Below are 19,677 nucleotides of genomic sequence, written 5' to 3'. Positions count from 1 at the left end.
ACGGCGGCGGGCGTATCTCCCCGCAGGGCAAGAGACAAACCACCCACGGTCGTATCGGGAGGTATGGCAGATTGGAAGGACCGCGTCGTCGGCGAGCGGATGAGCGTCGACGACGAGTTCGGCGAGCAAGTCGAGGCGTCCTCGTTCTCACGCCAGCAGTGGGGTCTCATTATGACAGCCGTGAATTTCCGTATCGAGAACCCCGAAGACCCGGAGGACGCGCGCCTCACGGTCGACACCGGGAAACTCCCGCAGGTGATGCCCGAGATCGACAACGTCGAGAAACAGATGGCGTCGATGGGCGCGGGGGGCAGCGGAAGCACGTCCTCCGGCGAGGGATTCCTCGGCGGCGTCAAGCGCGCCCTCGGCTTCGGCGGCGGCGAGGACGAGCGCTACGAGGAGGCCGAAGAACTGGTCCGCGAGTACGCGACGCTCCTCCAGGAGCGCCTCGAAGAGAACGGTCGGTGGTCGGAAGCCTGTCGCGTCGCCGCTGACGAGGAGTAACGGGGTTACTCGACGTCGCCGCCGTGGAACATCGTGAGCTCCTCGGCCTCGTAGATGTCGATGAGTTCGCTCACGATCTCGTCGTACGATTCGTCCTCGGTGCGGAGGCCATCGAGGCGCTCGATGGTCTCCTCGTCGAGATGCACTTTCGGCATACACCGACCGACGTGGGCGAGGGGGATAAATAGACGGGCTCCGCCGCGAAGCTTTGACGTGACTGGCCGCGACAGTAGCCGTATGAGCGACGGCTTCGGACTCGACCTGCGGAACGCGGAGGACCAGATCGAGGAGTGGGACGTCGAGGGCGGGGCGGACGACGTCGTCCTCGGCGTCCTCGACGGCGAGACCCCCGACGCGGAGTGGCTGGCGGCGCTCGAAGCCGGGCGCGTGCTCGTCCTCGCCGTCGACGGCGACCTCAACGACCTCGCGGCAGGGTTCGCGGGCCCCGCGAAGGAGGCGGGCGCGACCCTGATGCACTTCCGGGGGTTCCTCGTCGCCACGCCGCCCGGCGTCTCGCTCGACACCTCGCGGCTGTAAGCCGCATCCGCAGTCGCTTTCACGCTCCCGTCCGAACCCGTATCCATGAGTGACGAAGCGGTCTCGCGGCGGCGCGCGTGGCTGATGGCGGCGCGCCCGCACACCCTCCCGGCGGGAATTTCGCCCGTCGTGGTCGGCGTCGGCGTCGCGTACGCGCTCGGCGTCTTCGCGGCGCTGCCGGCGCTCGCGGCGCTCGTCGGCGCGCTGCTCATCCAGATCGGCGCGAACTTCGCCAACGACTACTACGACGCGGTCAACGGCGCGGACACCGAGGACCGCGAGGGGTTCACCCGCGTCACCCAGTCCGGCCTCATCGAGGCCGCGGAGGTCAAACGCGCGATGTACCTCACCTTCCTCGCCGCGACGGTCGTCGGGTGCTACCTCGTCTACATCGGCGGCCTCCCCATCGTCGTCGTCGGCCTCGCCAGCATCGCCGCCGGCATCGCATACACGGGCGGCCCATTCCCCTTCGGCTACCACGGCCTCGGCGACGTCTTCGTCTTCCTGTTCTTCGGCGTGATCGCCGTCGTCGGCACCGTCTACGTGCAGGCCGCGGCGTACGCCCCCGCGTTCCCGCTCGCGCCGCCGCCGGGCACGCTCCCGACCGCGGCGTTCGTCGCCAGCGTCGGCGTCGCCTGCATCTCCACCGCCATCCTCGTCGTGAACAACCTCCGCGACATGGAGACGGACCGCGAGACGGGCAAGTACACCCTCGCGGTCTACATCGGCTACACGTGGAGCCGCGTCGAGTACACGGGCCTCCTCGCCGTCGCCTACCTCGTTCCGCTCTGGTTCGTGGCGAACGGCTTCGGCTACGCCGTCCTCCTCCCGTGGCTCTCCCTCGCGCTCGCCGTCCCCGTCGCCCGCACGGTCTGCCGGTACGACGACGCCGACCACCTCGACCCGGCGCTCACCCGCACCGGCCAGACGCTCGCACTCTACTCGGTGCTGTTCGCCGTCGGAGTCGCGCTGTGAGAGTCGAGCCCGTCGCCCTCCCGCTCGCCGAGCCGCTCGACACCGCGCGGGGCACGATGACGGAGCGTCGCGGCTTCCTCGTCACCGTCGAACGCGACGGCGCGACCGGGGTCGGCGAGGCGACGCCGCTCCCCGGGTGGACGGAGTCGCACGACGACTGTCGGGCGGCGCTCGAACGCGCCGGCGACGCCGGTTCGGACGCCGACGCGCTCGCGGCCTGCGAGGGCGCGCCCGCGGCCCGTCACGCCGTCTCGCTCGCGTTCGCCGACGCGGCGGCGCGCGCCTGCGGCGTCCCCCTCTATCGGTACCTCGCCGGCGGCGGGTCCGGCGACGTCGCCGAGGAGACGACGACGAGCGCCCCCGACGAGCGCGTCGAACGACTCCCCGTGAACGCGACTGTCGGCGACGCCGACCCGGCGACGACGGCCGACCGCGTCCGTGAAGCCGTCTCGGCGGGCTTCGAGGCGGTGAAGCTGAAAGTCGGCGCGCGCTCGCTCGACGCGGACGCCGCCCGGGTCGCGGCGGCCCGCGAGGCCGCCCCGGACGTCGCGTTGCGCGTCGACGCGAACGGCGCGTGGACGCCGGACGACGCGCGGCGCGCGCTCGACGCCTTCGATGCCAGCGCGGACGTCGCGTACGCCGAACAGCCGCTCGCCGCGCCGTCGCTCGACGCCCACGCGGCGCTCCGCGGACGTGCACCCATCGCGCTCGACGAGTCGGTCGCCGCGGTCGGCCTCGACGCAGTCCTGTCGGCCGACGCGGCGGACGTCGTCGTCCTGAAGCCGATGGCGCTCGGCGGCGTGGACCGGACGGTCGCGGCGGGCCGGCGGGCGCGCCGAGCGGGCGTCGAGCCCGTCGTGACGACGACGTTCGACGGCGTGTACGCGCGGACGGCGGCGGTCCACGCGGCGGCGGCGCTCGCCCCGCTCCCCGCGTGCGGGCTGGCGACGGGCGACGCGCTCGCCCGCGACCACGCCCCCGACCCCGCCCCGGTGCGCGATGGACGGATCGTCGTCCCACAGGGAAAGGGAAATGGCGTCGCCGGGCCTCACGACGAGTAGATGCGCGACCTCCTCGCCACGCGGGCGCGGGCGTCCCCCGGCGACGCCGCGCTCGTCGACGACGCCAGCGGGCGCGAGTGGACGTACGCGGCCCTCGACGCGGCGGTCGAGCGGACGGCGGGCCGACTTGCCGCGCTCGGCGTGACGCGCGACGACCACGTCGGCGTCCTGCTGGAGACCCGGCCGGCGTTCGTTCGCCTCGTCTTCGCCGTCCAGCGCCTCGGCGCGACGCTCGTCCCCCTGAACGCGCGCCTCTCGCCGACGGAGCTGGAGACGCAACGCGAGCGCGCGGACCTCGTCCTGCTCGCCTGCGAGGCTGACACGGAGGCCGACGCCCTCACCGCGGCCGGAGCCGTCCCCGTGGTCTCCGTCGACGAACCGACCGACTCGGGCGTCCGTGTCCTCGGCGAGCGAGACCCCGAAGACGTCGCGCCGGCCGAGTGGACCCCGGAGGACGACCTCGCGCTTCTCTACACGTCGGGGACGACGGGCGACCCGAAGCCCGTGCGGTTGACGTTCGGGAACGTCGTCGCCGCGGCGGGCGCGAGCGCGTTCACCCTCGGCGTCCTCCCCGACGACCGCTGGCTCTGCTGTCTCTCGATGTACCACATGGGCGGGCTCTCCATCCCCCTGCGCTGCGCGCTCTACGGGACCACGTGCGTCCTCCAGCGCGGCTTCGACGCCGAGGAGACGGCGCGCGCGCTCGCCGAGCACGACTGCACGGGCGTCTCCGTCGTCCCGACGATGCTCGACCGGCTCCTCCGCGCGGACGCCGAGCTCCCCGACTCACTGCGCTTCGTCCTCTGTGGGGGCGCGCCGACGCCGCCCGACCTCGTCGCGGCCTGCGAGGACGCGGGCGTCCCCATCCACCCCTCCTACGGCATGACGGAGGCGACCTCGCAGATCGCCACCGCGCGCCCCGCGGCGGCGTACTCGAACCCCGAGACGGTCGGCCGGCCGCTCTTCGGGACGACGGTGACGGTCGTCGACGAGGCGGGCGACCCCGTCCCGACCGGCGAAACGGGCGAACTCTGCGTGTCCGGTCCGACAATCACGCCCGGCTACTACGACGCGCCCGCGGCGAACGCCGAGGCCTTCGGACCCCACGGCCTCCGGACGGGCGACGTCGGCTACCGCGACGACGCGGGCCGGCTCTACGTTCTCAACCGCCGCTCGGATCGGATCATCACGGGCGGCGAGAACGTCGATCCCGGTCGGGTCGCCGCGGTGATACGCTCGCACCCCGCCGTCCGCGACGTCGCCGTCGTCGGCGTCGACGACCCCGAGTGGGGGGAGCGCGTCACCGCGCTCGTCGTCCCCGAGGACGGCGTGGCCCTCGACCGCGACGCCCTCGAAACGCACTGGGAGGGCCGACTCGCGGGCTTCGCACAGCCCCGCACGGTCGCCTTCGTCGACGACCTCCCGCGGACGGCTTCCGGGACGGTGGATCGCGCGGTGGCGCGCGAGCGCGCCCGCGCCGCGGCCGACGATCTTTAAGCCGGTCGGCGGCATATCTCCCGGTCGTGTGCACGCTCGCCGTCGCGTGGCGCGTCTACGACGACGCCCCCGTGATCGTCGCCGCGAACCGCGACGAAGCGACCGACCGCCCCGCGACGCCGCCCCGCGTGTGGGACGACGACACCGATCCCCGCGTGCTCGCCCCGCGCGACGAGAAGGCCGGCGGCACCTGGACCGGCGTCACCGACGACGGCTTCTACGTCGGAATCACGAACCGCTGGAGCGACCTCGACTCGGGGCGCTCGCGCGGGCTACTCGTCGCCGACGCCCTCCGCGCCGGCGATCCGACGGACGCGCGCGACCTCGTCGAACGCGAGGTCGCCGAGCGCGACTACGCGGGCTTCAACCTCGTGCTCGCGGACGCCGACATCGCGTTCCTTCTCCGCTGGGACGGCGACCTCCGCGTCGAGACGCTCACGCCGGGCGTCACGGTCGTCACGACGACCGGGGCGCCCGACGCCGCCGACCGGCGCACGCGGGTCCGCGACGCCCTCACGCGCCGCCGCCCCCGGAGCGCCGCGGGGTTCCGCGGGCGGGCGAAGCGCGTCCTCGCGGACGGCGACGTCGGCGCGTGCCTCCACGGTCACGGCTACGGGACGCGGTCGTCCACCGTACTCACCGTCGGCGACGGCGTCCGCTACGAGTTCGCCGACGGCCCGCCGTGTCGCACGCCGTACCGTCGCGTCGGCGGCTTCGAGCGCCCGTAGCGTGCGGGCCGACACCGGCGACCCGCGAGCGGACGGTCACATTTAAACCGTTCGCGGCCGGCGTATTGGAGTATGAGCGCCGAGGCAGAGGACCTCTCCGAGGACGAGGCGCGCGCCCTCGAACTGGTCCGCGAGCAGGGGAAGATTTACCAGAGCGAGTTCTGGAAGGCACTCGACGTCTCCTCGCGTAAGGGGAGTCGAATCGCAAAGAAACTGGAGGAGAAGGGGTACGTCGAGCGCGAGGACGCCGTCCACGCCGGCAACACGACCTACCTCATCACGCCGATCATCAAGGACGAGGAACTCGACTTCTCGCTCTTGATGGCCGGCGACATGCTCTCGCCGTTCGTCGGCGAGGAGGAGGTCGACGCCCGCGGCGACGCCTTCTCCCAGTGGATCATGAACCTCGTCTACGAGGACCCCGTAATCCCCGAGGAGGAGGCGGGCGCGCCGCCCGAGGAGTGAGATAGCCGTCCGAACGCGACCCGCTTCGTTCGATTTTTTCGCCGCCGAGTGACGTCGCGTGCCGACGCCGCGCTGTCCTCCTCACCTCAGGGCGTGAGCCCCCAGAAGAACGCGATGCCCACCGTCGTCACGACGGAGAGGAGCAACTGGAGCGGCCCGCCGACGCGGGCGTAGTCCGAGAACTTGTAGCCGCCGGGGCCGTAGACGAAGAGGTTCGTCTGGTAGCCGACGGGCGTCATGAACGCCGTCGAGGCCGCGAACGTGACCGCGAGGATGAACGCGAACGGGCTCCCGCCGACCTCGTGGGCCGTCTCGACCGCGACGGGAATCATCAACACGACGCTCGCGTTGTTCGAGATGACGTTCGTCACGAGCCCCGTCACGATGTAGAACACCCAGAGGACGCCGATGACGGGGAGGAACTGCCCGGTGAGGCCGACGAGTGAGCCGAGGAACGTCGCCGCGCCCGTCTGTTCGAGCGCGATGCCGAGCGGGATGACGCCCGCGAGGAGGAAGATGACGCTCCAGTCGACGCCCTCGTACATCTCGCCGGGCTTGATGACGCCCGTGACGGCCATGGCGACGACGCCCGCGAGCGCCGTCTGCACGATGCTGAAGTCGAGCGCGGCGAGCGCCTCGACGCCCGTGACGGCCGCGAGCGCCCCCCACGGGACGCCGACGAGGCCGACGACGCCGAGGACGATGGCGACGGCCCACGGAATCTTCTCCGTTCGGTAGTTCGGCGTCTCGGACTCGTGGGCGACGATGAAGTCCGAGTTCGTCGAGAGCCGGTCGATGCTGTCCGTGGGGGCCTGCACGAGGAGCGTGTCGCCCACGCGGAGTTCGACGTCGTCGAGGCGCGAGCGAATCGTCTCCCCGCCCGAGCGGAACGCAAGCACGCTCGCGTCGTAGCGCTGGCGGAACGAGGAGGTGGTGAGCGTCTCGCCGAGCAGGCTGGAGCCGGACTGGATGACGATTTCGACGAGCGTCTGGGCGTCCGCGTCGGCTTCCAGTTCCTCGTCCGTCGGCGGCGTCCCGACGAGGTCGAGGCCGTCGAGCTCGCGGAGGCTCGCCAGCGTCTCGCGGTCCGTGCGGATCGTGAGGATGTCGCCCGAACGGATGCGCTTGCTGGCGATCCCCTCGAAGTAGGTCTCGCCGTCCCGGACGATTTGGAGGATGTCCGCGTCGAAGCGCGCCTCGTCGATGGCGTCCTGGACGGTCTTGCCCGCGACGGGCGCGTCGTCGCGGACGACGACCTCCGTCACGTAGTCCTGCAGTTCGTACTCGTCCATGTAGTCCTCGCGGGCGGGGACGCGCTCCGGAATGAGCCGCTGACCGACCGTCATCAGGTAGGCCGTCCCGGCGACGAGGACGACGAGCCCGAGGCCGGTGAACGTGAACATCGAGAACCCCCGACCGATGAGTCGCTCGGCGACGCTGGAGGCCAGGAGGTTCGTCGACGTCCCGATGAGCGTGAGCATCCCGCCGAACATCGAGGCGTAGGAGAGCGGGAGGAGGAGCTTCGACGGCGAGGTCTTGCCCGTGTGCGCGAGGTCGGAGATGACGGGCACGAGGATGGCGACGACCGGCGTGTTGTTGATGAACCCGGAGACGGGGCCCGCGACGCCGATGGTCGCCGCGAGCTGCTTGGGCTGGCTGTCGCCCGCGAACGCCGCCATCTTCCGCCCGATGATCTGGACGACGCCCGTGCGGTTGACGCCCGTCGAGAGGATGAGCATCGCCAACACCGCGATGGTCGCCGTGCTGGAGAATCCCGAGATGCCTTCGGCGACGGACACCTCCGTCCACGGGAGGACGGTCAGGAGCACCATCACGAGGATCGCCGTCACGTCGATGGGGAGGAGTTCGGTGACGAAGAGGAAGAGCGCGAGCAGGACGACGCCGAACACGACGAGCATCTCCGTCGTGACCGGCGGCACGGACCCGGCTTGCGCTAAGAGGGGCGTAATCGCCATACGCCGGTAGTCGTCTCCCTCCCTCAAAGCGGTTCCGGGTAGCCTCTGCGTACGTTATGCCGCGCTTACGCATCTTTTTCCACCTCGGGTTGCCGGAAGCGGCCGCTCGGCGCACAAACACGCCTGAAAAACCCCGCTCGACGTCGTCGAGCGGTCGAGACTCTAGCCCAGCAGCGCCGCCGCGTCGATGATGCATCTTTTTCCACCTCGGGTTGCCGGAGGCAACCACTCGGTGCAAAAACACGCCTGAAAAACCCCGCTCGACGTCGTCGAGCGGTCGAGACTCTAGCCCAGCAGCGCCGCCGCGTCGATGATCGTCTCCTCGCCGAACGTCGGGCCGACGAGCTGGAGGCCGACCGGGAGGCCCTCACTGGACTCGCCGGCGGGGACGCTGATGGCGGGGAGGTTGGCGAGGTTCACGGGGACGGTGTTGGCGTCCATGAGGTACATCTGGAGGGGGTCGTCGACGCTCTCGCCGAGCTTCGGCGGGAGGACGGGCATCGTCGGCGTGGCGAGGACGTCGACGTCCTCGAACGCGCCCTCGAAGTCCTGGCGGACCCACGCGCGGGCCTCCTGGGCCTGCTTGTAGTACTTGTCGTGGTAGCCCGCGGAGAGGGCGTACGTCCCGAGGAGGATGCGGCGTTTCACCTCGTCGCCGAGGTTCTCGGCGCGCGTCTCGGCGAACGACTCGTTCCAGTTGCCCTCGAAGCCGCCGGACTCGCCGTAGCGCACGCCGTCGAAGCGCGCGAGGTTCGAGGAGGCCTCGGACATGGCGATGACGTAGTAGGCGGCGACGCCGTACTCGACGGAGGGGAGACTGACCTCCTCGATTTCGGCCCCGGCGTCGCGGTAGGCGTCGAGGGCGTCCTCGAAGACCGCCCGGACCTCGTCGTCCGCGCCCTCGACGAGCTCGGTCGGGACGCCGACGGTGAGGCCGTCGACGTCGCCGTTCGCGGCGGCCGCGTAGTCGCTCCCCGCGCCCGCGTCGCGCGTCGTCGCGTCGTGCTCGTCCGGGCCGGCGATGACGTCGAGGAGTTCGGCCGCGCCCTCGACGGTCGGGGCGAGCGGGCCGATCTGTTCGAGGCTGTTCGCGTACGCGACGAGGCCGTACCTCGAAACGAGGCCGTAGGTGGGCTTGATGCCGACGACGCCGCAGAAGGCGGCGGGACAGCGGACGGACCCCCCGGTGTCGCTCCCGAGCGCGTAGTCGGCGTCGCCCGCGGCGACGGCCGCGGCGCTCCCGCCCGAGGAGCCGCCGGGGACGCGCTCCTCGTCGACGGGGTTCGTCGTCGCGCCGAACGCGGACGTCTCGGTCGTCGTCCCCATCCCGAACTCGTCCATGTTCGTCTTGCCGACGATGGTCGCGCCCGCGTCCGTCAGCCGCGAGACGACCGTCGCGTCGTAGGGCGGCACGTACTCCGCGAGCATCTCCGAGCCGCAGGTGGTGCGGACGCCCTCCGTCGAGATGTTGTCCTTGACGGCGACCGTCGCGCCCGCGAGCGGCCCCGAATCCGCGCCCTCGATGGTCTCCTCGGTGACGAAGGCGTTGTGTGCGTCCGCCATCTACGACACCTTCGGCCCCTTGAAGAAGCCGTCCTCCGTCTCCGGGGCGTTCTCCAGCGCTTCGTCCTGGTCGAGGCTCTCTTCGACCTCGTCGGGGCGCATGACGTTCACGAGCTCGGGTTCGGCCTCGACGTCCGGGACCTCCTCCAGGGTCTCGAAGTGGTCGAGGATGTCCGCGAACTGGTCGGCGTACCGTCCGACGTCCTCGTCGTCGAGGTCCACGCGGGCGAGGTCCGCGACGTGCCGGACCTCGTCGGCGTCGACGGTCGAATCGCTCATGGTCGCCCTGCGTCCCGCGTTCGTCTAAGGGTTTCGGAAGACGCGACGCCCCGAGTCCCGGCAGTACGGGCCACGAACGGTCATCAAGCTTATGCCGACTCCGCACCACACACTAGTGAATCACGGCCCGTCCGGCGGCGGGACCAGCGACCACCTCGATATCCACTATGAGTGACTCACGCACACGACGACGAGAGCGACGGCCGGCGCAATCGGAGGAGGAACAGGAGCGGGAATCCGCGGCCGACGAGGAGCTCGTCTGTCCGGAGTGCGGCGGCAACCTCGTCGTCGATGAGTCCCACGGCGAGACCGTCTGTGAGGACTGCGGCCTCGTCGTCGACGAGGACGAGATCGACCGCGGGCCCGAATGGCGGGCGTTCAACAGCCAGGAGAAGGACCAGAAATCGCGCGTCGGAGCCCCGACGACGAACATGATGCACGACAAGGGGCTCTCGACCAACATCGGCTGGCAGGACAAGGACGCCTACGGCAACTCGCTGTCGAGTCGCCAGCGTCAGAAGATGCAGCGCCTGCGCACCTGGAACGAGCGCTTCCGCACGCGGGACTCGAAGGAGCGGAACCTCAAGCAGGCGCTCGGCGAGATCGAGCGCATGGCGAGCGCCCTCGGCCTCCCGAAGAACGTCCGTGAGACGGCGTCGGTCATCTATCGCCGCGCGCTCGACGAGGACCTCCTCCCCGGGCGCTCCATCGAGGGCGTCGCCACCGCCGCACTCTACGCGGCCGCCCGGCAGGCGAGCACGCCGCGCTCGCTCGACGAGGTGACGAACGTCTCCCGCGTCGACAAAGACGAGATCGCCCGCACGTATCGCTACGTCGTCCGCGAACTCAGCCTCGAAGTCGCCCCCGCGGACCCGACGAGCTACGTCCCGCGCTTCGTCAGCGATCTCGACCTCGGCGACGAGGTCGAACGCCAGGCCCGCGACCTCCTCGAATCCGCGAAGCGCGAGGGAATCTACTCGGGCAAGTCGCCGGTCGGCCTCGCCGCCGCCGCCGTCTACGCCGCCGGTCTCCTCACGAACGACCGCGTCACGCAGAACCGGGTGAGCGAGGTGGCGAACATCAGCGAAGTGACGATACGCAACCGCTACCACGAACTCCTCGAAGCGCAGGACGACATCCCCGTCGAGGCGTAGGTCTTCCTTTTAGCGGGCGCTCCGTCTTTCACCGTCTGTTCCCACTCGCCCCGACAGACGTTAGGCCGGCGCGCCGGTGCGTGGTCGTATGGAGACCACCCACCACTACACCGCGACCGTCTACGTCGTCGCCGACGGCGCGACGGCACTCCACGAGCACGACCGCCTCGGCCTCTGGCTCCCGCCGGGCGGCCACGTCGAGCGCGACGAACTCCCGCACCGCGCCGCCGAGCGCGAGGTCCGCGAGGAGACCGGCCTCGACCCGACGCTCCTGCTCGCCGACCCCGACATCGAGACCGGCGTCGTCCGCTCGCTCCCCCAGCCCGAACACCTGTTGCTGGAGGACATCCACGCCTACGAGGGCGGCGAGGTCGGCCACCAGCACGTGGACTTCGTCTACTTCGCGGCGGTCGACTCGCGCGCCATCGACCCGGACGGCGACGAGCGCGACCCCGAACACTGGGAGTGGTTCACGCCCGCGGACCTCGAAGACGCGGACGTCGGCGAGGAGGTCGAGCGCATCGGAATCGAGGCCATCGAGGCCGTCGACGGCCGCTGACGCGGCCGTCGGGTCGCGCGGGACGCAGGTCCCCTTCTCAGAAGAACTCGCGGAGGCGGTTTTTCACGCGGCGTTTCGCGCCACCCGCGGCCTGCCGGAAGCTGACGTGCCACGGCGTCCGGCGGCCCTCGACGCTCGTGCGGCCGTCCCGAATCGCGTCGAGTATCGCGTCGAGGTCGGCGCGCTCGGCGTCGACGCGCGTCACGGCTTGCCCGACCATCTCGGCGATGTGGGCGTCGGAGCCGGCGGTCATCGGGAGGCCGCGCTCGCGGGCGAACGACTCGGCCTTCCGGTTCGCGCGCCCCGTGAGGAGCCGGGAGTTGTAGACCTCGATGGCGTCCGCCGAGGCGAGCTCCGCGTCGGTAACGTGGGGGGCGACGCCGCTGCGCGACCCCTGGAAGGGGTGGGGGACGACGGCGATGCCGCCGGCGTCGCGGATCGCGTCGAGCGTCTCGGTGAAGGGGCGACCGATGGGGACGGGTTCGCGGATGCCGAGCGCGAGGACGTGGCCGGCGGCGCTCGTCACCTCCATCCCGGGGATACCGATGAGCCCGTAGTCGGGGGCGAGTTCGGCCGCGCGGGCGCTCGCCTCGTACTCGTCGTGGTCGGTGACGGCGATGGCGTCGAGGCCGACGGCCGCCGCCTGCTCTAAGAGCATCTCGACGGGGTCGCGGCCGTCGTAGGAGTGCGACGAGTGGGTGTGGAGCTCGACCGACAGCACACGCGGCGCTTCACGGCCGGCGGGCAAAAGCGCGCCGGTCCGCGGGGCGTGACGGGGGGTCCGGTCCGCCGCGACGCCCGCCGCGCGCGACGCCGTCGGCCGCGCGATACCCACGACCGTGTATATAGAAACGCATAAATCCGGCCCGACGAACCATAGGGATGAATGACTCTCGCCGAGTCGGACCGCGAGCGCGTCGTCGGGGAGCTGGGTCGCGACCCGACGCGCGCCGAGGCCGCGCTGTTCGAGAACCTCTGGAGTGAACACTGCGCCTATCGCTCCTCGCTGCCGCTGCTCTCCGCCTTCGACTCGGAGAGCGAGGACGTCGTCGTCGGCCCCGGCGACGACGCCGCGGTCGTCGAGGTGGGCGACGGGCTCTACGCCACGTTCGGCGTCGAGTCCCACAACCACCCCTCGTACGTCGACCCGTTCGACGGCGCGGCGACCGGCGTCGGCGGCATCGTCCGCGACACGCTCTCGATGGGCGCGTACCCGGTCGCGCTCGCCGACTGCCTCTACTTCGGCGGTTTCGAGCGCGAGCACTCGCGCTACCTCCTCGAGGGCGTCGTCGAGGGCATCAGCCACTACGGGAACGCCATCGGCGTCCCCACCGTCGGCGGGAGCACGGCCTTCCACGAGGGCTACGAGGGCAACCCGCTCGTCAACGTCGCCTGCGTCGGCCTCCTCTCGCCCGACCGGCTCGTCACCGCCGAAGCCCAGCGCCCCGGCAACCGCCTCGTGCTCGTCGGCAACAGCACCGGCCGCGACGGTCTGGGCGGCGCGTCCTTCGCCTCCGAGGACCTCGCGGAGGACGCCGAGACCGAGGACCGCCCCGCGGTGCAGGTCGGCGACCCCTACGCCGAAAAGCGTCTCGTCGAGGCGAACGAGGAGCTGATCGACGCCGGGCTCGTGCAGTCCGCGCGCGACCTCGGCGCGGCCGGCCTCGGGGGCGCGTCCTCCGAGCTCGTCGCCAAGGGCCACCTCGGCTGCGTGCTCGACCTGAACGCCGTCCACCAGCGCGAGCCCGGGATGAACGCGACCGAGATACTGCTCGCCGAGTCCCAGGAGCGCATGGTGTACGAGGTCGCCCCCGAGAACGTCGACGCCATCGCCGACCTCGCGTCGAAGTACGACCTCGGCTGTTCGGACATCGGCGAGGTGACGGGCGACGGCCGGTACGTCTGCGAGTTCGACGGTGACGTCGTCGTCGACGCCCCCGCGGAGTTCCTTGCGGACGGCGCGCCGCTCAACGACCTCCCGATGGACGACCCGGAGACGCCCCCGACCGACTACGACCTCCCCGCGCTCGACGAGGCCTTCGAGGCCGTCGTCGCCAGCCCGAACACCGCCTCGAAGCGCTGGGTCTACCGGCAGTACGACCACGAGGTCGGCGCGCGCACCGCCGTCCGCCCCGGGGAGGACGGCGCGGTGCTCGCCCTCCACGAACTCGCGGACGCGGCGGACGTCGAGGCCGCCGACGCGCCCGGCATGGCGCTCGCCGCGGGCGCGAACCCGAACTGGACCGACTGCGAACCCTATCTGGGCGCGTACGCGACCGCCGTGGAGAACGCGACGAACCTCGCCGCCGTCGGCGCGGAGCCCGTCGCCGCCGTCGACTGCCTCAACGGCGGTAACCCCGAGAAGCCCGACGTCTACGGCGGCTTCGGGGCCATCGTCGACGGCCTCGCGGACGGCTGTCGGGACCTCTCGATTCCCGTCGTCGGCGGCAACGTCTCGCTCTACAACGACAGCGAGGCCGGCCCGATTCCCCCGACGCCGACGCTCGCCGTCCTCGGCACGACCGACAGCGTCGACGCGCCCGGGAGCGCCCTCGCGGGCGACGGCACGCTCCTCCTCGTCGGCGGCCACGACGCGACGCTCGGCGGCTCCGAACTCCTCGCCGAATTCGGCGGGAGCGACGCCTTCCCCGACTTGTCCGAGAGCGCGGGCGACGTCGTGGCGACGCTCGCCAGCGTCGCGGGCGAGGCGCACGTGAGCGCCGTCCACGACGTTAGCGACGGCGGCCTCGCCGTCGCGCTCGCGGAGACGATCACTGCCGACGCCGGCGCGGACGTCTCGGTGCCGTCGCTCGAAGCGTGCTTCTCCGAAGCGCCCGGGCGCGCCGTGGTCGAGACGACCGACCCCGACGCGGTCCGCGCGGCCTTCGACGGCGTCGCGGACGTCGTCGAGCTCGGCGCGAGCGACGCGAGCGGGACGCTCACGCTCGACGTGGGCGGCGAGACGCTCGACTACGGGCACGAGGAGATCGCCGCGTTCCGCGGGACCATCGCGGACGCGATGGAGTGACTCAGCCGAGGAAGGGCAGGACGAACGTGATGATCGCGCCGACGGCGAACGCCACCGCGCCGTAGGCCACCTGTTTCGTCGTGAACGGTTGCATCGGCGACGTCGTCCGCCCCTCGTGTGTCGTGTCCATGCGCTCGCCTTCCGCGGGCCGGCACTTGCCGTTTTCGGACTCGCAAGGGGGCCTCCACAACGCACATGGCGTCACCGTCCCTCCGCTGAGACGGATGCCCTCCAGACGTGCGTTCCTCACTGGTGCGGGCGCGACGGCCCTCGTGACACTCACCGGCTGTAGTAGCCGGGAGACCAGCGACGACCCGAGTACGACGAGCGAGAGCACGACGCCCGACACGCTCCCGCCGGACGCGGCGTCGTTCGAGGCCGACCTCGTGCGCGACGCCACGGCCGACCACCCGCCCCGATTCGCGGCGACGCTAACGAACGAAGGGAGTGACCCGTTCACGGCCACGTTCGGGTTCGCACCGCCGCTCTCGGTGACGACGCTCGACGCCACCGAGGGCGACGCGTCGCTGTTCTGCTACCCGGTGAGTGACGACGCGCGCCAGCACGTCCAACGAGTCGCCATCGGGAACGACACGGCGAGCGACCTCCCGCCCGAGCGCCGCGCCGACGGGTGCTGGCGCGTCACCGGGAGCTACTCGACGGACACCATCGCGTACGCGCGGACGCTCGACGCCGGCGAGTCATTACGCGTCGCGTACGACGCCTACACGTACGGTGACGGGTCGTGCTTCCCGAACGGCGACTACCGCGCGACGACCGGCGTGTCGGTGTACCCGGGGACGAGTGCGGACGGTGCGACGACGTCGTGGAGCTACGGCGTGACGCTCGCGCTCCGCGACGGGTCGGTGTCGAGCGTCGCGGGGAGCGACGTGCGCGCGGTCGCGCTCACGGACGAGTAGGGCACCCCAGTCGCACACCTTTTCAGGGGGTGGCTGCCTATCACGCGTATGACCCTCACGAAGCGCGTCATCCCCTGTATCGACGTCGACCTCGACGAGAACGGGGACGCGGCCGTCTACACGGGCGTGAACTTCGAGGACCTCGAATACACGGGCGACCCCGTGGAGCTGGCGAAGAAGTACAACGAGGCGGGCGCGGACGAGTTCGTCTTCCTCGACATCACGGCGAGCGCGGACGGCCGCGAGACGATGCTCTCCGTCGTCGAGGACGTCGCGGACGAGGTGTTCATCCCGCTCACCGTCGGCGGCGGCATCCGCGACACCGACGACATCAAGGAGACGCTGCGCGCCGGCGCGGACAAGGTCTCCATCAACACGGGCGCGCTCGAACGCCCCGAGCTCATCACGGAGGGCGCGAAGGCCTTCGGCAGCCAGTGCATCGTCATCAGCGTCGACGCCCGTCGGCGCTTCGACGAGCAGGGCGAACACTACGCGCAGGTGGACGGGGAGTCCTGCTGGTTCGAGTGCACCGTGAAGGGCGGCCGCGAGGGCACCGGCATCGACGTCGTCGAGTGGGCCGCCGAGGCGGAGGAGCGCGGCGCCGGCGAGCTCTTCGTCAACTCCATCGACGCCGACGGCACGAAGGACGGCTACGACCTCCCGCTCACGAGCGCCGTCTGCGACGCCGTCTCGACGCCCGTCATCGCCTCGTCGGGCTGTGGCGAACCCGAGCACATGCGCGAGGCCTTCGAGTCGGGCGCGGACGCCGCGCTCGCCGCCTCCATCTTCCACTTTGAGGAGTACACCATCGAGGAAGTCAAGGAGTACCTCGACGAGCACGACGTGCCCGTTCGCCTGTAGTTCTCTCCTCTACCCTTCCGTCGCCGTTGCGGAGAGCCGATACTTCTCGAAGTCACCGGTATTGCTGTCGAAAAGAGAGCGGAGCGCTATATCTACAGGGAAGTTCGCCGCGGGAGTGGTTCAGCGAGCGTTCTCGAAGGCGGTGCGGAACTCGTTCATCTGCTCGTCGACGAGCGTCGCGCCCTGTTCGAGGCAGTCGAGCGGCTTCGCGCCCTCGGTCTTGAGCGTGAGGACGGGTTCGGTCTGGCCGCCGGACTGCTCGGGGTTCTGGTCGTACGTCGCGGCGGCGACGTCGTCGAGTTCGAGCAGGGCGCCCTTGAGCACGTTCATGAACGTGTGGTCCTCGCCCGCGATCTCGATGGTGAGCTCTGTGTCCTGCTGCTCGATGACCCGGAGATCCATAGTTCAGAGTTGGTTCTGCGGCGTTTGAACGTTGCGGTCGCGCCCGTCCGCGGTCCACGTCCCACGTCCGCGTCCCGCCGGCGTTTAAGGGCGCGCGCGGCGAGCGTGGCGTATGGTCTCGTCCGTCCTCCTCGCCGGTGGCGCCGGCGCGCTCGCGTGCTGGCTCCTCATCGTCGCGGCCGTCGCGCTCGGCGGCGTCCGCGCGGGGACGGCGCTCCGGGTCGGCCTCCCGCTCGGCCCGCTCGTCGGCCTCGGCTGTGCGGCCGCGTTCGGCCTCCCGCCCACGGACGCGCTCGCCCCCGCGGTCGTGCTCGGCACGCTCGTCTCGCTGGCCTGCGTTCGCGCGCTCGACGGCGTCGGCGACGAGTGGGGGCGTCGCCTCCGCTCGCGGCTGCTCTTCGGCGTCCCGTGGGGGACGCTCGTCGTCGTCGCGGGCGTCGCGGGCTTCTACCTGTTCGTGCAGGGCGGGTGGACGCACCCGAACGCCCCGCTCTCGATTCCCTTCACGTCGTGGTCGTACCTCTACCCGCTCGGCGTCCTCACCGCGCCGTTCGCCCACGGCGGCCTCTCGCACGTCACGGGCAACCTCCTCGGGACGCTCGTCTACGCGCCGCTCGCCGAGTACGCGTGGAGCCACTACCCGCGACGGCGCGGCGAGTCGACCTTCGGGTCGCTGCGGACGAACCCCCTCGCCCGGATCGGCGCGTTCGTCCTCGCCGTCGCCGTCGTCGCGGTTCTGACGAGCGCGCTCGCGTGGGGCCCGATAATCGGTTTCTCCGGCGTCGTCTTCGCCTTCGGCGCGTTCGCGCTCACGCGCTACCCCGTGGGGACCATCGTCGCCAGCGCCGTCAGCGGCTTCGCCTCCACGTTCTACTACGCCCTCCGCGACCCCGTCGTCGTCGCGTCCGCCGGCCCCTCCTACGGCGGCCCGTGGTGGGCCGGTATCGCCGTGCAGGGCCACGCCGTCGGCGTCCTCCTCGGCGTCCTCCTCGGCGCGCTCCTCGTCGCCGCGCGCGACGAACGCCCGAGCGCCCTCCGCCTCTGGGGGGCCGCCATCGTCTACGCCGCGAGCGTCCCGCTCTACGCCATCTGGTGGTACCGCGGTCCCTCGACCTACGTCCTCTACCGGGGCCTCGGCGTCCTCCTCGTCGTCGCGCTCGGTCTCTTCGTCGCCGCGGGCGTCCGCGCGCGCTCCCGGCCGCTCCTCGAACGCGTCGAGACCGGCCTGACGCGCCGGCAGGTCGCCACCCTCTGTCTCTGCTTTCCCCTCCTCGTCACCGTCATGGTCGCCGTCCCGATCAACCTCGCCGCCGTCTCGCCCGACGCCGGCGGACCCGCGAACGCGAACGCGAGCGCCGACACCGTCCACGTCGAGGGGTACACGGTCACGTACGCGGAGGACGTCCGAAACGAGCGCGTCGGGGCGTTCGACATCGAACTGTTGAACGAGTCGACGAGCGTGAACGCGAGCGGCCTCATCGTCTCGAACCCCGAACGCGCCATCTGGACGCAGGCGGTCTCGACCGGCACGCTCGCGTACTCGGGGCGCGCGAGCGTCCGCGTCGGCGGCCTCGGCTGGAGCGAGCGCGTCGCCGCGACCCGTTCGGGGTGGGTGCCGACTGGCGCCTCGCCCGTCTACCGCGTCTCCCTCGTCGGCCCCGACGGCGAGCGCTCGCTCGCCTACACCTCGCCGGACGCCGCCGCCTCGCCAGTCATCGCCGGCCGGAACGTCACCGTCGCCACCACCCCGGAGGGGTTCAGCGTCGTCGTCTCCCACGCGAATGAAACGCTCGGCCGCACGCCGCTCCCCGCCGACAACGAGACCGCGACCGCCGGCGGCCTCGGCTTCGGGCGCGCCGGTGACTACCTCGTCGCCGCGCACAACGGGACGCGCGTCACCGTAGCGACCCGCGAGACCTACTCGTAGGGCCAGGCGACCCGGTAGACCTCGACGTCGAGCGTCTCGCGCTCGCGCGTGTGGAAGTCGAACTGCCGCGCGACGTCGAACTCGGCCGCGAACGCGTCCGTCACCGTCCCGCCCCGGTCCGCGGCGAACGACTCGACGAAGTCGCGGCTCCCCGCGTTGTGGATGGACCACGAGACGTCCGCGAGCGCCGCGGCCGCAGCGAGGAAGCGCCGGTCCGCGTGTCTGTTCCCGCGCTGCGCGCCGAACGGCGGGTTCATCACGACCGTCGCCGCGCTCGCGTCGATTCGCGCACGCGTCAGCGGCGGGTCCGTCGCGTCCCCGCGCACCCACGACACCGGAGTCTCGGGGGCGACGCGGCGCTCGTTCTCCCGCGCGGTCGCCAGCGCGTCACCGTCGACGTCGAGGCCCACGACGCGCGCCGGCGAGCGACACGCCGCGCCGAGCGCGAGCATCCCCGTCCCCGTCCCGAGGTCGAGCACGACGCTATCGAGGTCCCCCCGGAGGTCCGCGGTGTGGAGGACGTGGGCCGCGAGCTCCGCGGGGGTCGGGTACTGCTCGCGGGCGACGTCCGGGTCGTCGAACCCCGCGACGGCCGCGAGCCGCCGTTCGAGGGTGCGCTTCATACGGGCGCGACGTGACCGACGCAAAAAGCCGCGTCGGTCCACCGTCCCGCGCTCACGATTCGCGCGAGCGGTACCACGTGTGGACGAGCGCACCGACGCCGATACTGCTCACGACGAAACTGACGAGGCCGCCGACGACCGGGAGGGCCGCGACGGCCCCCGCGAACACCGCGCCGACGAGGAGGTGGCCCCACCGCGTCGTCTCCCAGCCGAGGCCCGCCGCGGCCCGTCCGCCCACGTAGACGTACGTGAGCGTGTTGCCGACGTAGTAGACGACCGCGGCGACGAGGATGAGCGGGACGGCGACGAGGATGCCGACGATGGAGAGCACGAGGAGGAACGTCACGCAGACGAGCGCGACGAGCGTCCCGACCCCCCAGAGGAAGGAGGGGACGGGCTCCTCGGCGACCGCGTCGACGAGTCGCTCGACGTGGTCGTCGGCGAACGCGAGCAGGAGCGCACCGACTATCAGCGTCCCGAGGAACGCGCCCGCCGCGCGGCCACCGACGCCCAGCGCCCGCTGGAAGCCGTACGGGTCGACCTGCTGGAGCGGAAGCACGAGAGGGTCCATACGTATACGTCGAGTGAGGACGCGCGCGGGGAAAGCCGTTGTGCGCC

The 19,677-nt window shown here is 71.4% G+C and carries 22 protein-coding genes; 13 read left to right on the top strand and 9 right to left on the bottom strand.

Going from position 1 to position 19,677, the window contains the following annotated elements:
- Positions 1-63 precede the first annotated feature (63 nt).
- Positions 64-504, top strand: coding sequence for a DUF5799 family protein (locus IEX84_RS07375; protein ID WP_188871412.1), 441 nt, complete (start codon positions 64-66; stop codon positions 502-504).
- A 5-nt stretch (positions 505-509) separates the two neighbouring features.
- Here the strand turns inward: IEX84_RS07375 and IEX84_RS07370 are convergent, their stop codons facing one another.
- Positions 510-659, bottom strand: a complete 150-nt coding sequence (locus IEX84_RS07370; RefSeq protein WP_188871410.1) for a DUF7557 family protein — start codon at positions 657-659, stop codon at positions 510-512.
- A gap of 82 nt (positions 660-741) precedes the next feature.
- Between IEX84_RS07370 and IEX84_RS07365 the strand changes: the two genes are divergently transcribed.
- The 6 genes from IEX84_RS07365 to IEX84_RS07340 all read left to right on the top strand — a co-directional run bounded on the left by IEX84_RS07365 (position 742) and on the right by IEX84_RS07340 (position 5,767).
- A complete protein-coding gene (locus tag IEX84_RS07365) occupies positions 742-1,041 on the top strand; it encodes a DUF5779 family protein (RefSeq protein WP_188871408.1) in 300 nt (99 codons plus the stop codon).
- A 45-nt stretch (positions 1,042-1,086) separates the two neighbouring features.
- A complete protein-coding gene (locus tag IEX84_RS07360; protein ID WP_188871406.1) occupies positions 1,087-2,016 on the top strand; it encodes a 1,4-dihydroxy-2-naphthoate polyprenyltransferase in 930 nt (309 codons plus the stop codon).
- Entirely contained in the window at positions 2,013-3,077 is a 1,065-nt protein-coding gene (locus tag IEX84_RS07355) for a mandelate racemase/muconate lactonizing enzyme family protein (protein ID WP_188871405.1), read from the top strand. The genes IEX84_RS07360 and IEX84_RS07355 overlap by 4 nt, the downstream gene beginning before the upstream one ends.
- Complete coding sequence (locus IEX84_RS07350; protein ID WP_188871403.1) at positions 3,078-4,574, top strand: class I adenylate-forming enzyme family protein; 1,497 nt, start codon at positions 3,078-3,080, stop codon at positions 4,572-4,574. It abuts the gene before it with no gap.
- Between the two features lie 26 nt (positions 4,575-4,600).
- Positions 4,601-5,302 carry an NRDE family protein gene (locus IEX84_RS07345; protein ID WP_188871401.1) on the top strand — a complete coding sequence of 234 codons (702 nt, stop codon included), beginning with the start codon at positions 4,601-4,603 and terminating at the stop codon, positions 5,300-5,302.
- Positions 5,303-5,374: 72 nt separating this feature from the next.
- A complete protein-coding gene (locus IEX84_RS07340) occupies positions 5,375-5,767 on the top strand; it encodes a helix-turn-helix transcriptional regulator (protein WP_188871398.1) in 393 nt (130 codons plus the stop codon).
- Positions 5,768-5,853: 86 nt separating this feature from the next.
- Here IEX84_RS07340 and IEX84_RS07335 read toward each other — a convergent pair whose 3' ends face one another.
- The 3 genes from IEX84_RS07335 to gatC all read right to left on the bottom strand — a co-directional run bounded on the left by IEX84_RS07335 (position 5,854) and on the right by gatC (position 9,585).
- Positions 5,854-7,743: an SLC13 family permease gene (locus IEX84_RS07335; RefSeq protein WP_188871396.1), complete on the bottom strand. Its 1,890-nt coding sequence runs from the start codon at positions 7,741-7,743 to the stop codon at positions 5,854-5,856.
- Between the two features lie 285 nt (positions 7,744-8,028).
- Positions 8,029-9,306 carry an Asp-tRNA(Asn)/Glu-tRNA(Gln) amidotransferase subunit GatA gene (gene gatA, locus IEX84_RS07330; protein WP_188871394.1) on the bottom strand — a complete coding sequence of 426 codons (1,278 nt, stop codon included), beginning with the start codon at positions 9,304-9,306 and terminating at the stop codon, positions 8,029-8,031.
- Positions 9,307-9,585, bottom strand: coding sequence for an Asp-tRNA(Asn)/Glu-tRNA(Gln) amidotransferase subunit GatC (gatC, locus tag IEX84_RS07325; RefSeq protein WP_188871392.1), 279 nt, complete (start codon positions 9,583-9,585; stop codon positions 9,307-9,309). It abuts the gene before it with no gap.
- Positions 9,586-9,752: 167 nt separating this feature from the next.
- Here gatC and IEX84_RS07320 point away from each other — a divergent pair, with 167 nt between their 5' ends.
- Positions 9,753-10,739, top strand: coding sequence for a transcription initiation factor IIB (locus IEX84_RS07320; protein WP_188871390.1), 987 nt, complete (start codon positions 9,753-9,755; stop codon positions 10,737-10,739).
- Positions 10,740-10,827: 88 nt separating this feature from the next.
- A complete protein-coding gene (locus IEX84_RS07315; protein WP_188871388.1) occupies positions 10,828-11,298 on the top strand; it encodes an NUDIX hydrolase in 471 nt (156 codons plus the stop codon).
- Between the two features lie 37 nt (positions 11,299-11,335).
- On the opposite strand, the gene IEX84_RS07310 is transcribed toward IEX84_RS07315, so the two are convergent.
- The gene (locus tag IEX84_RS07310; RefSeq protein WP_188871385.1) at positions 11,336-12,019 is read right to left on the bottom strand and encodes a PHP domain-containing protein; all 684 of its coding nucleotides are present in this window, start codon (positions 12,017-12,019) and stop codon (positions 11,336-11,338) included.
- A gap of 165 nt (positions 12,020-12,184) precedes the next feature.
- On the opposite strand from IEX84_RS07310, the gene purL reads away from it, so the two are divergent.
- Positions 12,185-14,326: a phosphoribosylformylglycinamidine synthase subunit PurL gene (gene purL / locus IEX84_RS07305; protein WP_188871382.1), complete on the top strand. Its 2,142-nt coding sequence runs from the start codon at positions 12,185-12,187 to the stop codon at positions 14,324-14,326.
- Position 14,327: 1 nt separating this feature from the next.
- Here purL and IEX84_RS14950 read toward each other — a convergent pair whose 3' ends face one another.
- Positions 14,328-14,531 carry a DUF7550 family protein gene (locus tag IEX84_RS14950; protein WP_456064543.1) on the bottom strand — a complete coding sequence of 68 codons (204 nt, stop codon included), beginning with the start codon at positions 14,529-14,531 and terminating at the stop codon, positions 14,328-14,330.
- Positions 14,532-14,550: 19 nt separating this feature from the next.
- Between IEX84_RS14950 and IEX84_RS07300 the strand changes: the two genes are divergently transcribed.
- Together IEX84_RS07300 and hisF are read left to right on the top strand one after the other, a co-directional pair.
- The gene (locus IEX84_RS07300) at positions 14,551-15,246 is read left to right on the top strand and encodes a hypothetical protein (RefSeq protein ID WP_188871380.1); all 696 of its coding nucleotides are present in this window, start codon (positions 14,551-14,553) and stop codon (positions 15,244-15,246) included.
- A gap of 48 nt (positions 15,247-15,294) precedes the next feature.
- Positions 15,295-16,107, top strand: coding sequence for an imidazole glycerol phosphate synthase subunit HisF (gene hisF, locus IEX84_RS07295; RefSeq protein ID WP_188871378.1), 813 nt, complete (start codon positions 15,295-15,297; stop codon positions 16,105-16,107).
- Positions 16,108-16,227: 120 nt separating this feature from the next.
- Here the strand turns inward: hisF and IEX84_RS07290 are convergent, their stop codons facing one another.
- Positions 16,228-16,509, bottom strand: a complete 282-nt coding sequence (locus IEX84_RS07290) for a DNA-directed RNA polymerase subunit L (RefSeq protein ID WP_188871376.1) — start codon at positions 16,507-16,509, stop codon at positions 16,228-16,230.
- A gap of 112 nt (positions 16,510-16,621) precedes the next feature.
- On the opposite strand from IEX84_RS07290, the gene IEX84_RS07285 reads away from it, so the two are divergent.
- The gene (locus IEX84_RS07285; RefSeq protein ID WP_188871374.1) at positions 16,622-18,436 is read left to right on the top strand and encodes a rhomboid family intramembrane serine protease; all 1,815 of its coding nucleotides are present in this window, start codon (positions 16,622-16,624) and stop codon (positions 18,434-18,436) included.
- Here IEX84_RS07285 and IEX84_RS07280 read toward each other — a convergent pair.
- Together IEX84_RS07280 and IEX84_RS07275 are read right to left on the bottom strand one after the other, a co-directional pair.
- Positions 18,427-19,059: an METTL5 family protein gene (locus IEX84_RS07280; protein WP_188871372.1), complete on the bottom strand. Its 633-nt coding sequence runs from the start codon at positions 19,057-19,059 to the stop codon at positions 18,427-18,429. The two genes, IEX84_RS07285 and IEX84_RS07280, sit on opposite strands and share 10 nt — an antisense overlap.
- Before the next feature lie 52 nt (positions 19,060-19,111).
- Positions 19,112-19,630, bottom strand: a complete 519-nt coding sequence (locus tag IEX84_RS07275) for a hypothetical protein (protein ID WP_188871370.1) — start codon at positions 19,628-19,630, stop codon at positions 19,112-19,114.
- Positions 19,631-19,677 lie beyond the last annotated feature (47 nt).

This window comes from Halarchaeum rubridurum, from assembly GCF_014647115.1.
Taxonomy (GTDB): domain Archaea; phylum Halobacteriota; class Halobacteria; order Halobacteriales; family Halobacteriaceae; genus Halarchaeum; species Halarchaeum rubridurum.
Note: the sequence above shows the minus strand (reverse complement) of the source record. Positions and strands in the feature narration are given on the sequence as shown.